Consider the following 16,236-nt stretch of genomic DNA (forward strand, 5'->3'; position numbering starts at 1 on the left):
CGGCCGCGATGCCCCGTACGGCACCCCGGGCGCGCGGTCGGATCAGCCATTCGCTACGTTGGCTCCGTGGACAAGAAGAACGCTATGCGCGCCGGAACCGTCATGGCCGGTACGACGCTGATGATGCTGCTCCTGTCGTCGCCCGCGCTCGCCCTGACGCCTGACGACGGCGATGACCCGGCCCCGCGGCTGAGCGTGGTCGAGACCCTCGGCCTCTTCGTCGCCGCTCCGCTGGCGATCTTCCTGGTGATCGCCGGTCTGGTCATGGTGCTCGACAAGTCTCGCAAGCCCCAGGTCTGACCGGCCGCTGGGCCACTGATTCCTTCCTCGGGCGCTCCGGGGTGTGTTGCTGATCGCGCACACCCGGGGGCGCCTTCGGCTCGTTACTCGTGCGCCGAGAGCAGCTTGCGCAGCAATGCTGCCAACTGGTCGGCCTCCGCGGGATCCAGGGCCGCTCCACACCTCTCGTGCTGCCGGGCAAGCCCTGCTGTGACGGCCTGATCGGCCAGTTCAAGTCCACGGTCGGTGAGTGTCACCCGCAGTGCACGCCGATCGTCCGGGCACGGGTTGCGGGTGAGCAGCCCGGCCCTCTCCAGTCGGTCGAGTCGCCCCGTCATTCCTCCGGTGGTCAACATCAAGGTGGCCGACAGTTCACGTGGGGAAAGGGTGTAGGGCTCTCCCGCACGACGCAGGGTTGCGAGCACGTCGAACTCTCCCCGGGACACCCCGAAGCGCCCGTACTCCTTCTCGACCAGATCGCCCATCGCCCGCGCGATCCGGTAGATCCGCCCGTAGACGGCCATGGGCGCGGTGTCGAGATCAGGGCGCACCGCTGCCCACTGCTCGGTGATCGCGTCCACAGCGTCCACCGCATGCACCGCATCCACTGCGTTCGTCGTGTCGGCCGTACCCGTCGAGTCCTTCGTGTTCTTCGTGGTTTTCGTGCTCTTGGAGAGAGTGCCGCCCGGCTTCGCCCTGAGGGAGGACACCGCACGGCCAGCAGGGGGCTTGGACCTGCCCGGGGCGGCGTCTTCCGTGGTGGAAGTGGTCTCGGATGCGGTGTGTGACGTGGGCGACGAATCCATGGGAACAGTATCCGTCCGGCTTGGGTTGACTGCAATTAAGTGACTCGCGACTAAGTAACTTGCGAGTAAGCTATTTATCGGTCTTCTGGACAGTCTTGTGGAGAGGGACCCCATGAACCGCGCTGCCGCCGTCGCGCTCACTGCGCTCGCCCCGGTCTCCTGGGGCTCCACCTATGTGGTCACGACCGAGTTCCTCCCTCCGGACCGGCCGCTGTTCACCGCACTCCTACGGGCCCTGCCGGCCGGTCTGCTGCTGCTCGCCGTCACCCGGGCACTTCCGCGGGGTGCCTGGTGGTGGAAGGCGGCGGTGCTGGGCGCGCTCAACATCGGAGCCTTCTTCCCCCTGCTCTTCCTCGCCGCCTATCGGCTTCCGGGCGGGGTCGCTGCCGTGGTCGCATCGGTGGGGCCCCTGTTCGCGGTGGGATTCGCGGCCCTGCTGCTCAGCGAGCGGCCCACCGTTCGCACCCTCGCCACCGCGATCGCTGCGACCCTCGGTGTGAGCCTCGTGGTGCTCCAGGCGGGCGCTGCCTTCGACCTCGTGGGGGTGATCGCGGGGCTGGCCGGCGCTGCGTCGATGTCCGCCGGGGTGGTCCTCACCAAGCGTTGGGGGCGCCCCGATGGCGTCGGCCCACTGGCCATGACCGGATGGCAACTCACCGCCGGCGGGATGTTGATCGCACCGCTCGCCCTGCTGGTCGAGGGCGCACCCCCGGCCTTCGACGCACGCGGCTTGGCCGGCTACCTCTATCTGGCACTGATCAACACCGCCCTGGCCTACTGGCTCTGGTTCCGCGGCATCGAGCGACTGTCGGCCACGTCGGCGATCCTGCTCGGCCCGCTGTCGCCACTCACCGCAACCGTCATCGGGTGGGCGGCGCTGGGGCAGGCACTCACCGCCGTCCAACTCGTGGGGGTGACCGTGGCGTTCGGTGCCACGCTGGTGGGGCAACTGGGCCCGCGCCGCACCGGGACGGAGGCGCCCGCGCTCGACCCGGCCGGTTCGACGACAGCCGGTGCGCCCGCTCCGGCTCGCCCCGCACCCGCCTGGGGCGCCGAGGACCGTTCCCCCACCGAGGAGCCCGAGCGCGCATACGCGCCCACGGCGCCGACGCCGACGTGGACCAAGCCGACAGCGCCCGCAGTGACGGCATTGACCGCAGCACCCGCAGTGACGGCGGCGCCCGTAGCGAAAACCTCGCCCGAGCCACGTACCCCGTAGCCACCGGCGTTCTCCATGCAGGGGAGACCCCGTCACCTACGACATCGATCCACGGCCGAGGGCCGGTTCCGCCACAGTGCTGTGGCGGAACCGGCCCTCCCGTCCACGAGACGTCCCGCCCCCTTGGGGCAACGGTGCCGATCGGGTACCGGTCGTCGGACACGGCCTGGCCGCGTCACCCGTGGATGATTCCTTGAGCCGTTTCCCCGAGCGGCCACCCCGTCCTGAGCAGCACCCGGCCCCGCTGCGTCAGGACGCCTCGATGGCCGCCGATGACACCGCCAGGGTCTGCAAGTACCTCATCAACGTCATCAGCACATCCCGGCTGGACCCCCGCAACCGGGCGTCGCACTCCACGAGCGGCACCGAGTCGGGCAGGTCCAACGCGCCACGGATCTCGTCGAGCGGGTAGTGCGGCGCGTCCGGGAAAGAGTTGACGGCCACGACGAACGGCACCCGGCGCTCCTCCAGCCGTCCGATGACATCGAAGCTGACCTCCAGCCGACGGGTGTCGACCAGGACGACCGCGCCCAACGCCCCTTCGAACAGGCCGCGCCACAGGAACCAGAACCGCTGCTGCCCGGGCGTGCCGAACAGGTACAGCACCAACTCCTCGTTGATGCTGATCCGGCCGAAGTCCATGGCGACCGTCGTCGACGTCTTGCGTTCCACGCCCTGGGTGTCGTCGACGCCGACCCCCGCCTGGGTCATGGTCTCTTCCGTGGTCAGCGGTCTGATCTCGGACACGGAGCCGACCAGAGTGGTCTTGCCCACTCCGAATCCGCCCACGATGACCACTTTGACCGCTGCGGTCGCCGTCTCGGGCAGCACGTCCTCGCTGCGCGGCCCCAGGGTCTGCTCAGAGCTTCTGAAGTCCATCGATCACTGCCTCAATCAAAGCGCGGTCGGGAAGTAGGGCCGGTTGGACCGGCGCGCGTGCCATCACCCGTTTGTCGATCAGGAGATCGCTGAGCAGGACGGTGACCACGCTCACCGGGAGACCCAGATAGGCGGAGATCTCGGCGACCGAGAGGGGTGCTTGGCACAGTCGGATGATGGCGGCCTGCTCCGGCTGCATCCCGTGCCGGGGGCCCGACTTGGCCACGATCAGCGTGACCAGGTCGAGTCTTGCCGGCACGGATGCACCACTGCGCCCGCCGGTGATGACATACAGCCGCTCGGGACTGCTGTCTTCCCAGTCCCCCGCTTTGCTCACGCGGACTGCCTGTCCTGACGCGGCGGTGTGCTCAAGTGCTCTCCGATGCGCAGTACGAGGTCGCGCATCTGCTGGCCCATCAGTCCGGCGTCGACGCCCTCATCGGCGAGGACGGCGAGGAACGCCCCCGCACCCGCTGCCATGAGGTAGAAGAAGCCGCCTGTCATCTCGATGACGACCAGGTGCATCCGGCCGTCGCTGCCAGGGAGTTCGGCAGCCACCGCACCCGCCAGGCTCTGGAGTCCCGCACAGGCGGCGGCCAGTCGGTCGGCGGTGTCGTTGTCGGCGCCGTACTGGGCCATCCGGAGACCGTCCGCGGACAGCACGACCACATGCCGGGTCTGCGGTACGCCTTCCGCCAAGTCCTTGAGCATCCAGTCCATGTTGGTCTGGTTGGACTGCTGCTGAATCATGGCTGCGTACTCCCCTTGTTCGTCTGATTGGCCTCACCGGCCAGGCCGTTCTGGAACGCCGCGAGCCACATGCCGGGCTGTACCGCGGGTATGGACTCCGACTCCTGCGCCGAGGCGGCCGGCGCTGAGCTCGTCGGGCTCTTGCGCCTCCGCTGGGGCAGCCCGGTCGCTGTCCGTTCGGTGATGACCGGGAGTTCTTCCTCGGTCGTGGTGAAGTCCGCCATCGTGGGCCCGGTGGCCTGTCGGATGACGCGTACGGGCCGTTCCGCGGGAAGGGGCGCGCTGGCGGGGCGGGGCCCCGAGGTGGCTCCGATGCCGTGTGCCAGTCCGGTGGCCGAGGAGATGGTGGTGATCAGGTCCTTGGGCACGACCAGCACCGCGCGCACCCCGCCGTACGCGGAGGAGCGCAGGGAGACCTGGAAGCCGTACGCCTGGGAGAGCCGGCCGACCACGGCGAGCCCGAGGCGGGGCGTCTCTCCGAGGTCGTTGACATCGATGCCCTCCTGCGCCTGCCGCAGCATCCGTTCGGCCCGCTGACGGGCCTCCTCGCTCATGCTGACTCCGCCGTCCTCGATCTCCACGGCGATGCCGGAGTTCACATCGAGGGCGGTGAGGTGGACCTTGGTCTGGGGCGGTGAGTAGCGAGTGGCGTTGTCGAGCAGCTCGGCGAGCGCGTGGATCAGCGGTTCGACTGCGGTTCCGACGACGGCTACCTCGGCGACCGAGTGCAGTTCGACCCGCTGGTAGTCGGTGATCCGGGACATCGCGCCACGCATCACACTGTAGAGGGGGACGGCCCTGCTCCACTGGCGACCGGGGCGCGCACCGCCGAGCACCGCGATGGAGTCGGCGAGCCGACCGATCAGGGCGGTGCCGTGGTCGATCTGCAACAGATCGCCGAAGACCTCGGGGTTCTTGCCGTGCCGGTCCTCCATCTCCCGCAGCTGCTGGGCCTGCTGGTGGACGATGGCTTGGACTCGACGGGCGATGTTTACGAAGGCGCGTTGGGCCGACTCGCGAAGGTCCTCCTCCTTGACGACGGCGTCGAGGACCGAACTCAGCACGGCCTGATGCTCGGCCGACGTGTGGAGGGAATCGAGGATGTCCTCCGGGAACTCGCCCTTGCGCAGCCGCTGCACGACCAGGGGCAGCAGCTCGACCACCAGACGCGTGGTCTCGGCCTGTTCCCTGGCCAGGGCCGCCTCGCGCTGGGACAGTCGCACGCTCAGCAGGGTCACCCGTCGGCCGCGGCGCACGGTTTCCGCGCAGGAGACGGCGATGGCGACCACGGCGATCACATCGACCCAGATCACAGCGGTGCGAGCCGAGGACGAGACCAGGGCTGCTGCGGTTGCCGCGGCGGCGGCGGTGATGACGACGGGCACGAGCCACACAAGGGAAGCTGCGGGCCGCGGATTTCCGGTCGACGTTTCCTGTCGAACCATCAGCACCCTCAAACCATCGGAACGGAAATGATCAAAATGACATCAGTCGGGGAGCATATCCCCGTGCGGTTACGGGTGGTGACGGCGGGTCAGCATATTTGGCGGGATGTATGCGCTCGAATTTGGCGAAGACGCCCGTGTCGTGGGCTCCGAGCCTTGGATGGGCGATTTTAGGCCAACTTATGGGCAGAGTCAGGGGGAAAGCCACCCCCTGAGGGCAGAAGAAACCGCTCCCATGGCTCGCCACCTGCACGGACAGCTACCGGAAGCACGTGCGATGGAAACCCCGGCGAGCGAAACCGGTCGGCGTCGGGCCAACTGAGACGCCCTCGGACACACCGAAGGGCCGTGGCCCGAGGAAGATCCTCGGGCCACGGCCCTTCAACAGAGGGTGAAGCGTCAGGAAGCCGCTGCCCCGTCCGCCGACTGTGCCTTCAACGCCCGCTCCACACCGGCTCGTGACTCGGACATCAACCGTCGCAGTGCCGCGTTCGGCTGCGCCGACTCCAGCCAGGCGTCAGTGGCGTCCAGCGTGGCCGGGGAGACCTGGAGCGAGGGATAGAGCCCCACCGCGATCTGCTGGGCCATCTCATGGCTGCGCGACTCCCACACCCCCTTGACCGCCGCGAAGAACTTCTCGGTGTAGGGGGCGAGCAGCTCACGCTGATCGGTCTGCACAAAGCCGTGGATCACGGACTCCTGCATCGAGTTGGGCAGGCTGTCGCCCTCGACCACGGAGGCCCAAGCCTCCGCCTTGGCCGCCTCGGTCGGCCGTGCCGCCCGAGCGGTGGCCGCATGACGCTCGCCCGCCGCCGTCTTGTCCCGCTCGTACTCGGCGGCGATGTCGTCCTCGTCGAGCACGCCGGTGGCGGCCAGCCGCTCGACCAGGGTCCACCGGAGCTCGGTGTCGATCGCCAGGCCCTCGATGGTCTCGGTGCCGTCCAGCAGCGCCCGCAACAGATCCAGCTGCTGCGGGGTCCGGGCGGTCGCCGCGAAGGCCCGCGCCCACGCCAACTGGTGGTCACTGCCGGCAGCGGCGGAACGCAGGTGCGCCAAGGTGGCGTCCGTCCACTGCGTCAGCCCCGTCTCGCGCCACTCGGGAGCCGCGTAGAGGTCGATCGCCAGCTTCGTCTGCCGGTGCAGCGACTGCACCACACCGATGTCCGACTCCTTGCCGATGCCCGACAGGACCAGGGACAGGTAGTCCCGGGTCGCCAGTTCGCCGTCACGGGTCATGTCCCACGCCGACGCCCAGCACAGGGCACGCGGCAGCGAGGCGGTGAAGTCGCCCAGGTGCTCGGTGACCACCTTCAGGGACTGCTCGTCGAGCCGGACCTTCGCGTACGACAGGTCGTCGTCGTTGAGCAGCACCACGGCGGGCCGCGGGGTGTTCTCGGGGAACGGGACCGGTGTCAGCTCACCGTCGACGTCCAGCTCGATGCGTTCGGTCCGCACCAGCTTGCCGGCCGCGTCCAGGTCATAGCAGCCGATTGCGATCCGGTGCGGGCGCAGCGTCGGCTCGCCCTTGGCGCCCGCAGGCAGCGCCGGGGCCTCCTGGCGCACCGCGAAGGACGTCACGTGCCCCGCGCCGTCCACCGCGATCTCCGGCCGCAGGATGTTGATGCCCGCGGTCTGGAGCCACTTCTGCGACCAAGTGGTCAAATCGCGGCCCGAGGTCTTCTCCAGCGCACCGAGCAGATCGCTCAGTCGGGTGTTGCCGAAGGCGTGCGCCTTGAAGTACGCCTGCACCCCGCGGAAGAACTCGTCCTCGCCGACGTACGCCACCAGCTGCTTCAGTACGGAAGCGCCCTTGGCGTAGGTGATGCCGTCGAAGTTGACGAGGACATCGTCGAGGTCACGGATCTCCGCCATGATCGGGTGCGTGGACGGCAACTGGTCCTGCCGGTAGGCCCAGGTCTTCATGGAATTGGCAAAGGTGGTCCACGAGTGCGGCCAGCGCGAGCCGGGCGCCGCGGCCTGGCAGGCGATGGAGGTGTAGGTGGCGAACGACTCGTTGAGCCAGAGGTCGTTCCACCACTCCATGGTGACCAGATCGCCGAACCACATGTGCGCCAGCTCGTGCAGGATGGTCTCCGCCCGCACCTCGTACGCCGCGTCCGTCACCTTGGAACGGAAGACGTACTGGTCGCGAATGGTGACCGCACCCGCGTTCTCCATGGCGCCCGCGTTGAACTCCGGCACGAAGAGCTGGTCGTACTTGGCGAAGGGGTAGGCGTAGTCGAACTTCTCCTGGAACCAGTCGAAGCCCTGCCGGGTGACCTCGAAGATCGCGTCCGCGTCCAGGTACTCGGCGAGTGAGGGGCGGCAGTAGATGCCGAGGGGGACCGACTGTCCGTCCTTGTCGTACGAGCTGTGCACCGAGTGGTACGGGCCCACGATCAGCGCCGTGATGTAGGTGGAGATCCGCGGTGTCGGCTCGAAGGCCCAGACGTCGCCCTCGGGGCCCGTCGGGTCGGGGGTCGGCGAATTGGAGATCACCGTCCATCCCTCGGGGGCCTTCACGGTGAACTGGAAGGTCGCCTTCAGGTCGGGCTGCTCGAAGTTCGCGAACACCCGACGGGCGTCCGGCACCTCGAACTGGGTGTACAGGTACGCCTGCTGGTCGACCGGGTCGACGAAGCGGTGCAGACCCTCGCCCGTGTTCGTGTACGAGCAGTCCGCCACCACGCGCAACTCGTTCGGCCCCTCGTGGAGGTGCTTCAGCTCGATCCGCGAGTCACGGAAGACGGACGCCACATCGAGCGACCTGCCGTTCAACACCACCTCGTGCACCGCGGGGGCCACCAGGTCGATGAAGCTCTCCGCGTTCGCCTCGGCGGAGTCAAAGCGCACGGTGGTCACTGACCGATAGGTGCCACCCTCCTGCGCCCCGCTCAGATCGAGATCGATCTCGTACGCATGGGTGGTGAGCAGGCGCGCCCGCTGCTGCGCCTCTTCGCGGGTCAGATTCGTGCCAGGCACGCTGGTGTCTCCTTGCATTTCTGAAGTTTTTCGTGACGTTTGCCGTCATCCTTCCATGCGGCGGCGCTCTGGAAGCCGGAGTTTCCCGCCGCTGGCCGAGGAGCGCCTGGCCTGGGCGAATGATCTCCACCGGTGGTCGGCGTCCGTGCCGCCCAGGTGGCTACCCAGACCGCGCGGCGCCATTCCCCGCAGCCGGCACACGACCGCCCGGACGCGCGCCCCCGAGGGCACCGGGCGGCATGCACAAGGCCCCGCCCGGACTCCGGGCGGGGCCTTGCACAGAGGACGAACCGACTAGCCGCGAAGTTCCTCGGCGACCAGTTCGGCGATCTGCACCGCGTTCAGCGCGGCGCCCTTGCGGAGGTTGTCGTTCGACAGGAACAGGGAAATTCCGTGCTCCACCGTCTCGTCGACCCGGATGCGGCCCACGTACGAGGCGTCCTTGCCGGCGGCCTGGAGGGGCGTGGGGATATCGGAGAGCTCGACACCGGGCGCGTCCTTGAGCAGCTCCCGGGCGCGCTCGACGCTCAGCGGGCGCTCGAAGCGGGCGTTGACCTGGAGCGAGTGGCCCGAGAACACGGGGACGCGCACACAGGTGCCGGACACCTTGAGCTCCGGCAGTTCCAGGATCTTGCGGGACTCGTTGCGCAGCTTCTGCTCCTCGTCGGTCTCGAAGGAGCCGTCGTCGACGAGGTTGCCCGCGAGCGGGACGACGTTGAAGGCGATGGGGCGCTGGTAGACGGCGGGCTCGGGGAAGTCCACGGCCTCGCCGTCGTGGGTGAGCTCGGCCGCCTTGTCGATGGTCTGCTTCACCTGGCCGTCGAGCTCGGCCACTCCGGCGAGGCCGGAGCCGGACACGGCCTGGTAGGTGGTGGCGATCAGCGCGCTCAGGCCGGCTTCGGCGGCCAGCGGCTTCAGTACGGGCATGGCCGCCATGGTGGTGCAGTTCGGGTTGGCGATGATGCCCTTGGGGCGGTCCTTGATCGCGTGCGGGTTCACCTCGGAGACGACCAGCGGCACCTCGGGGTCCAGCCGCCAGGCGGACGAGTTGTCGATCACGACCACGCCCTGGCCCGCGACCTTCTCGGCCAGTGCGCGGGAGGTGGCGCCGCCCGCGGAGAACAGGGCGATGTCCAGCCCGGAGTAGTCGGCGGTGGAGGCGTCCTCGACGGTGATATCCCGACCCTCCCACGCGATGGTGGAGCCGGCCGACCTGGCGGAGGCGAACAGCCGCAGCTCGTCGACGGGGAACTTCCGCTCGGCGAGGATCCTGCGCATGACTGTGCCGACCTGACCGGTGGCTCCGACGATACCGACCCTCACGGACGTCTCCTTCTTGCCTGCTTGCCTGTTCAAGGTGTCTGTGGCCACGGGGACCAAGTCCATGATGCGTATGTCCACGGCCCGGTTGTCCAGTCCATTGTCCAATGGCTGGGATGTGTGACGTAGGCCATGCCGCCCGGGCCCGGGACGCCATGGCCTGGGGGCGGGGCACGGCGAAGGGGCGGGCCTCCGGTCTCCCGGACGCCCGCCCCTCACATCACCTCGTGGAACTCTCGGTTACGGAGTGACCTTCTCGATCACCACGTTCCCCGCTCCGGCCGCTGCGCCGTTGGTGTTCACCAGCCGGGCCTGTCCGAAGAACTTGCGTCCCTCGGGCGCCCCACTGTTGACCACGACCTCGGCCGAGACCTGCGCCGTGCCGCCGGTGCCCAGCGTGATCTGCTGGCCGCCGTCGACCTTCAGCTCGCCCAGCGAGGGGGCGTAGTAGGCGTCCCGGTAGTCGTACTCGACACCCGCGGTGCCGGGAACGGAGTAGCCGTCGACCACGATGTCGTACACGCCGGGGGCGGGCTTGAGCAGCGTGACCGCTTCCTCGGAGTCGCCGTCCGCGGACTGGGCGACGACCGCGGCACCGCGGCGGACGATCAGGTCGAGGTCGGCTGCCGTGTTGGAGACCTTGCCGATCGCCACCTCGAAGCGCTCCACGCCCTCGCCGATGGTGACGCGGGTCGTCTTCTGCTCGTGGTTGAGGATCGTCGGCCGGGCGGTGACCTCGGTGCCGAGCGGACCGCCGATCAGCTTGCCCGTGAGGGCGGCGAGGTCGTTGTTGACCTTCCACTCGACGGGGGTCGGGGTGCCGACCTTCGCCTCGGGGACCGTCTTGACGGCCGGGTCGAACGTGGCGCCCAGCAGGGTCACGTCCAGCTTGTACGGGTTGTCCAGCAGCGGCGAGGTCCGCCGCGACTCGACCTCGATCTCCCAGACGCCCGGCTGCGGGTTCGCGTACGAGCGGACGTCGGGCCGGCAGGTGTTCGCCGGGTTGTTGTAGTTCGGGTAGCAGAAGATCGTGGAGCTGTCCTCCATCTGCACGCCGTACGGGTGGATCGAGATGAACCGGGTCTGGCTGCCGGTCGCCAGACCACCGAGGGCGACCTCAAGCGACTTGGCGCCCTCGGGCACGGTCACGAAGTACGACTTGTGACTGTTGCGCTGCACCTCGTCGGTGTACGACAGCTTGTGCGAGGGGCCGGTGATCGGGGTGGAGACCACCACGGTGGACAGGATCTGCTTGTCCACGCCCTCGGTGCGCGGGTCGTCCAGCTCCAGGATGGCGCTGTGGACGCCGCCGGCCTTGGGACGGGCCTGGACGGTGACGGTGACCGGCTGGTTCAGCGGCAGCCGGACCCGGTCGCCGCCGAGCAGACGGAAGACCTTGCCGTCGTTGTACTTCCACTCCAGGTTGTGCCAGAGCGCGCCTTGGGGACCGGTGGTCCGGGTGACGGTGATGTCGTACGTCTTCGACTGGCCGGCCTTCAGACCGCCCTCGCGGTCATACAGACCGGTGCCGAAGCCGGGTGTCTTCAGCGCGAAGTCGATCGAGGTGTCGACCGGTGCCTTGACGCCGTACTCGTGCGCCGTGGCTCCGTTCTGGATCGACTCCCAGGCGCCGACGACGTTGACCATGCCAGCGCCCTGCTCGTGCGCCTTCACACCGGGGATCTTCTTCGCGGTACTGGTGAGCGCGGTGCGCAGCTTCGCCGGGGTCAGCTCGACGCCGCGTTGCTTGGCCGCCGACAGCAGCAGCGAGGCGGCGCCCGCGGCCTGCGGCGAGGACATCGAGGTGCCCTGCATCATCGAGTAGCCGGGCGGCAGTGCGTAGCCGGCCTCGGCGACCGGGCCGCCGGCCGTCCACGTCTGCGTGGTGTTGATGGCCGCGCCGGGGGCGGTGATGGTCGGTGTGAAGCCGCCGTCCTCACGCGGGCCGCGCGAGGAGAACGGGATCAGCGCGCTCTTCTTGGTGACGACCGAGCCGTAGTTGGACGCCCAGGTCTCCTTGGTGATGGAGGCCGCGACGGAGATCGCCTTGTGGGCGACGCCCGGGTCACCGACGGTGTTGACGCCGGGACCGTCGTTGCCGGCCGAGATGACCAGCTGGACGCCGTAGAGGTCGATCAGCCGGTTGTACATCTCGGCGCGGGCGTTGGCGCCGTCGTTCAGCGCGGGCAGTCCGCCGATCGAGATGTTGACGATGTCCACGCCGCGCTCGATGACCAGATCGGCCAGGCCCTCGGTCAGCGCGATGTTGGTGCAGCCACCGGTCCAGGTGCAGGCGCGCGAGGAGACCAGCTTGGCGCCGGGCGCCGCGCCGCTCATCTTGCCGCCGAAGAGGCCGTTGGCGGCGGTGATGCCGGCCACGTGGGTGCCGTGCGAGCCCTCGATGATGCCGAAGTTGACGTAGTCGGCGACGACTCCGGTCGTCGGGTGGACGACGTCCTCGCGGACCTCGATGACGAACGGGATGCGCTCGGCGACCGGGGTGGCGGGGTCGTCCTTGCCGAAGTACCCGACCTGGAAGCCGTTGCGGTACGGCTTCATCTCGGTGTCGTTGGTGAAGTCGGCGTCGTTGTTGAGGTCGACGCGGACGGTCCTGGTGGTCGGGTCGTACAGCAGCGCCCACTGGTCGGTGGTGTCGCCGTCGCGGTTCAGGTCACCGTTCATGTCGCCACCGATGGTGGCGTTCTCGGAGAAGATGCTGAACTTGTAGTCGCCGGTGGGGGCCGCGTACGTACGGCTGTTGACCGCGAAGGTGGGGCCCTTGACGCCGAGCTGCATCTGGCGCCAGGTGTTGTCGCGGTCCAGCACCGGGTCGGTCGCCGTGACCCAGTCGACGATCTTGCGCTCGCCGGTGGTGGTCTTCTGGAGCGCCGGGTGGCTCACGTCGACGCCGGAGTCCATGATGCCGATGGTCACACCGCGACCGTCGAACTTCCGGTTCTCCTTGACGAAGTCGACCGCGCCCGTCTCGAAGGACGGGTTGTACGGGTTCTTCGCCGGGGTGTTCTTGTCGGGGGCGGGCTGGGCGGCGGTCTGCTTGGCAGCCTTGCCCGCGGCCTTGACCCGGTCGGCGCCCGGGGTGGGGTCGTCCAGCTTGATCTCGTGCTTGAGGTCGATGCCGACCACGCTGGAGAGCTTCGCCGCCGAGGCGAGCGCAGCCTCCGCCTTGCCGGTGGGGAGCGTCGCGCGCACATAGCCGAGCTTGTCGTAGGTCTTGCCGACCGTGGCGCCCGGGACCGCGTCGAGCTGGCCGCTGACCTGCTCGGTGGCGCCGGGGGTGGTGGCGACCATGACGGTGACGGTCTTGTCGCCCTTGGCCTCGGCCTCGGCGAGCAGTTCCTCGTCGGCCGCGCCGAGCTTGTCGGACGCCTTGGCCTGGACACCGGAGGTGTTGCCCGGGTCGGTGGCGGGGGTGGTCGTGGCGAACACCGGTGCGGTGCCTGCCGCTACCAGCGCTGCCACCAGTGAGGCGGCAGCGGCGACGCGGGCCGCGCGTCTGTGCCCAGGCACGGAGCTCCCGGATATGGGGCTCTGGGATTCGGGGGTCATCAGCATCCCTGTTGGTGAAAGAGACGTTTTCCCTGTTGCAAACAGCTTGACGGTTAGTCAGTCCGGATTTCGGTGCCGGATGACCGCTCAGCCTTTCGTACGCCATGGTGGTTTGGGGAGGGTTAACTGCCCCCTGAATGGGACGATGGCGCCAACCCGCCACGGGGGAGGATGCGCCACCGGGAACAAACAGGGTGTTACCGGCCGGTAGGGTCGTGTGCGTATGGAATGGCTGAAAGCGGCTCAACTCTCCAGGTCGACTCAACTCCCCGGACACCCGCCCGAGTCCCTGTGGCTGATCGCAGTCGACTACAGGAGCTGCCATGCACACACAGACGGTCCGACACACCTTGGTCGCCTTGGTGGCGTTCGCCGCCACCGGGGCCCTGGTGGCACCGGCCACCGCGTCGCCCACCCTCCCGACCGCATCGACCCAGGTGGTCAGCCCGTCCACGGTCGGCGCTCCCCGGGGTGACCACGACGCCACTCAGCGGGCCATCGACGCCATGGTCCGCGAAGGGGTGCCGGGGATCGTGGCCCAGGCGCGCGACCGCAAGGGCGCCTGGAGCGGCACCGCGGGCGTCGCGGACCTGCGCACCGGCCGGGAGCGCCAGGGAGGCGACCGCTACCGGGTCGGCTCCATCACCAAGACCTTCGTCGCCACCGTCCTGCTCCAGTTGGAGGCACAGGGCCGACTCGACCTCGACGACTCGGTGGACCGCTGGCTCCCCGGAGTCGTCCGCGGCCAGGGGCACGACGGCCGCCGCATCACCCTGCGGCAACTGCTCAACCACACCAGCGGCATCTACAGCTACACCGATGACCCGGAGTTCCAGCAGAGGGTCTTCGGCATCGACTTCCTCCAACACCGGTACGACACCTGGCAGCCGCGCCAACTCATCGACCTCGCCCTGCGGCACGCGCCCTACTTCGCCCCCGGCGCCGACTGGCACTACTCCAACACGAACTACGTCCTCGCCGGGCTCGTGATCGAGAAGGTGACCGGCCGGCCCTACGCCAAGGAAGTGGAACGCCGCATCCTGCGCCCGCTGGGACTGCACGCCACCTCCGTGCCGGGAACCGACACCGGGATGCCGCGCCCTTCGGGCCGCGCGTACTCCAAGCTCTCTGCGGACCCGGCCGCCACCAAGATCCACGACGTCACCGAACTCAACCCATCGGTCGCCCATGCCGCGGGCGAGATGATCTCGAACTCGGCGGACCTCCAGCGCTTCTACCGGGCGCTGTTGAAGGGCTCCCTGCTGCCGCCCGAGCAGCAGAAGGCCCTGACCGAGACGGTTCCGCTCTCTCCCGATCTGCCGGGGTACGGCTACGGGCTCGGCCTGATGAGCCAGAAGCTCAGCTGCGGCAAGGAGGTCTGGGGGCACGGCGGAGGCATCCACGGCTCCGACAGTCGGGCCGCCGTGACCGAGGACGGCACCCATTCGCTGGCGATGAACTTCAACAGCGACTGGTTGGGCGACCGGGACTCCGTGCTGGAAGCCGAGTTCTGCCGCTGATCGAGGAGGGATCACCTGGGCAGGACCACCACATAGGCGGCGGGGGGCCGGTCTCCCGCCGCCGTCAGGGCCGTCTGCACGACCATCGCCTGCTGCTCCGGGAAGTCCCGCAGCTTCCGGGGCGTCAGATGGACCACGGTGATCCCGAGCCGCTCCAGGTGCTCCCGCTTGCGGGCGTGCTCCGACCAGGTCGCGTCCTCGTCCTCGCGCGGGGCACGGGTGTTGAGCTCCACGGCGACGGCCTGGTCGGGCCAGTAGACGTCCACGCCGCCCAACTGCGGCCCGCCCGGGAGCCGCAGGTCCACATTCCACAGCGGGTCGGGCAACTGGTAGTCGCGCACCAGGTCGTACAGCCGCTCCTCGGCGATCGAGCGCCCCTCGGCGAGCAGGGAGTCGACCGCGTCCGCCACGTGCGGCAGCGCCAGCAGCCGTCCCCGGCTCAACTCCGCCACCAGCGAGGCCGGGTCGCAGTGCCCGTCCTGTACGGCTTCGGTCAGCAGGAGGCGTACGGCAATGGGGTCGGCGAGGCCCCGGACCGCATCTGTCAGGGCGCGTGCCACCGGGGCGATCGGCAGCCCGGTGACCTCTTCGGCCGGGGGCAGCGAGTGGGTGCGCACGATGCGGGCGCACCCGGTGGAGCGCAGTCGACGGGTGCGCGGCACGAGCACGTCGATGTGCTCGACACCGGTCAAGGGGGGTGCGCTGCTGAACTGGTAGAGCGCGAGCGCCGCCATTCCGGTGATCAGGGCGTTGGCGTACGGCGGAGCGGTGTCGTGTTCGGCCTGGGCGGGGATCACCGGTCGCCCGGCGTACAGCAGGGCTCCGTGCAGCCGTTCCTCGCTGGTCGGCGTGCCCGAGTGGAGCAGGTACACCCCGGGCAGCAGCGCCTGCCACGGTCCGCCGGGGCGGCAGCGCGCGGCGGCCTGCGCGGGGGAGACGCCGTGGTCCCTGAGTTGAGGCGTGGACAGGAGGCGCGGCTTGAGGCCGGCCAGCTGGGGCAGGGGGAAGACGTTCATGCTGCGGGAATGCCCATCCGGAGTGGGTGAGCTAACACGCCGTTACCAATTCGTCGACATTTCTGGACAAGGTAGCCCTAAAGTACGGATGTTCGACTGCCGAGGTAGAGGCGAGATAGAGGCGAGGGAGAGGCCCCTCGCCAAGGGCCCGGACAGGCTCTTGTTTCAGCGTGTGCTCAGCCCTGCGCTAGCCCTGTGCTCGGTTCTGTGCTCGGTCCTCGGACGGATGCGCGAGTGCACTGATTGAGCACTCCAATGAGGACGTTTGCCGTGGCTGGACGGGCGTGAGGCCCTGGCCGCCCGGTATTTGAGGTTCCGGCCGTCCTCAACCCACCGCAACGCACGGGGGGGGGGGGCCCGGGGGGGGGGGGGGGCCCCCCCGTACGCGGTGAACCGGGCCAACGCGGCGCCCCACAGCACATCCCCGGCGTGGGCGGGCCCGACGGCCCCCCG

General features: G+C 69.0%; 12 protein-coding genes. 3 read left to right on the forward strand and 9 right to left on the reverse strand.

Annotated features, from left to right (window positions below; translation table 11 throughout):
• The first annotated feature begins 66 nt into the window (after positions 1–66).
• Positions 67–300, forward strand: coding sequence for a hypothetical protein (locus ACFXJL_RS09565; RefSeq protein WP_329018987.1), 234 nt, complete (start codon positions 67–69; stop codon positions 298–300).
• 83 nt (positions 301–383) lie between these two features.
• Here the strand turns inward: ACFXJL_RS09565 and ACFXJL_RS09570 are convergent, their stop codons facing one another.
• Positions 384–860, reverse strand: coding sequence for a MarR family winged helix-turn-helix transcriptional regulator (locus ACFXJL_RS09570; RefSeq protein WP_384632704.1), 477 nt, complete (start codon positions 858–860; stop codon positions 384–386).
• A gap of 337 nt (positions 861–1,197) precedes the next feature.
• Between ACFXJL_RS09570 and ACFXJL_RS09575 the strand changes: the two genes are divergently transcribed.
• Positions 1,198–2,304, forward strand: a complete 1,107-nt coding sequence (locus ACFXJL_RS09575; protein ID WP_384690784.1) for an EamA family transporter — start codon at positions 1,198–1,200, stop codon at positions 2,302–2,304.
• Positions 2,305–2,553: 249 nt separating this feature from the next.
• Here ACFXJL_RS09575 and ACFXJL_RS09580 read toward each other — a convergent pair whose 3' ends face one another.
• The 7 genes from ACFXJL_RS09580 to ACFXJL_RS09610 form a co-directional block, all read right to left on the reverse strand.
• Positions 2,554–3,183, reverse strand: coding sequence for an ATP/GTP-binding protein (locus tag ACFXJL_RS09580; protein ID WP_329018982.1), 630 nt, complete (start codon positions 3,181–3,183; stop codon positions 2,554–2,556).
• The gene (locus ACFXJL_RS09585) at positions 3,164–3,520 is read right to left on the reverse strand and encodes a DUF742 domain-containing protein (protein ID WP_329018980.1); all 357 of its coding nucleotides are present in this window, start codon (positions 3,518–3,520) and stop codon (positions 3,164–3,166) included. Before ACFXJL_RS09585 ends, ACFXJL_RS09580 begins: the two co-directional genes overlap by 20 nt.
• Positions 3,517–3,933: a roadblock/LC7 domain-containing protein gene (locus ACFXJL_RS09590; protein WP_358880831.1), complete on the reverse strand. Its 417-nt coding sequence runs from the start codon at positions 3,931–3,933 to the stop codon at positions 3,517–3,519. Before ACFXJL_RS09590 ends, ACFXJL_RS09585 begins: the two co-directional genes overlap by 4 nt.
• Positions 3,930–5,378 (reverse strand): ATP-binding protein, encoded by a 1,449-nt coding sequence (locus ACFXJL_RS09595; RefSeq protein ID WP_358880830.1) that lies wholly within the window; start codon positions 5,376–5,378, stop codon positions 3,930–3,932. The genes ACFXJL_RS09590 and ACFXJL_RS09595 overlap by 4 nt, the downstream gene beginning before the upstream one ends.
• Before the next feature lie 399 nt (positions 5,379–5,777).
• Entirely contained in the window at positions 5,778–8,360 is a 2,583-nt protein-coding gene (gene pepN / locus ACFXJL_RS09600) for an aminopeptidase N (RefSeq protein WP_384690789.1), read from the reverse strand.
• 294 nt (positions 8,361–8,654) lie between these two features.
• Positions 8,655–9,683: an aspartate-semialdehyde dehydrogenase gene (locus tag ACFXJL_RS09605; protein WP_384632639.1), complete on the reverse strand. Its 1,029-nt coding sequence runs from the start codon at positions 9,681–9,683 to the stop codon at positions 8,655–8,657.
• Positions 9,684–9,920: 237 nt separating this feature from the next.
• Positions 9,921–13,253: a S8 family serine peptidase gene (locus tag ACFXJL_RS09610; protein ID WP_384690792.1), complete on the reverse strand. Its 3,333-nt coding sequence runs from the start codon at positions 13,251–13,253 to the stop codon at positions 9,921–9,923.
• Positions 13,254–13,570: 317 nt separating this feature from the next.
• On the opposite strand from ACFXJL_RS09610, the gene ACFXJL_RS09615 reads away from it, so the two are divergent.
• Positions 13,571–14,767: a serine hydrolase domain-containing protein gene (locus tag ACFXJL_RS09615; protein WP_384690795.1), complete on the forward strand. Its 1,197-nt coding sequence runs from the start codon at positions 13,571–13,573 to the stop codon at positions 14,765–14,767.
• Between the two features lie 11 nt (positions 14,768–14,778).
• Here ACFXJL_RS09615 and ACFXJL_RS09620 read toward each other — a convergent pair whose 3' ends face one another.
• Entirely contained in the window at positions 14,779–15,783 is a 1,005-nt protein-coding gene (locus ACFXJL_RS09620; RefSeq protein ID WP_358880825.1) for a hypothetical protein, read from the reverse strand.
• Positions 15,784–16,236 lie beyond the last annotated feature (453 nt).

The organism is Streptomyces sp. NPDC059256 (assembly GCF_042753785.1).
Classification (GTDB): Bacteria; Actinomycetota; Actinomycetes; order Streptomycetales; family Streptomycetaceae; genus Streptomyces.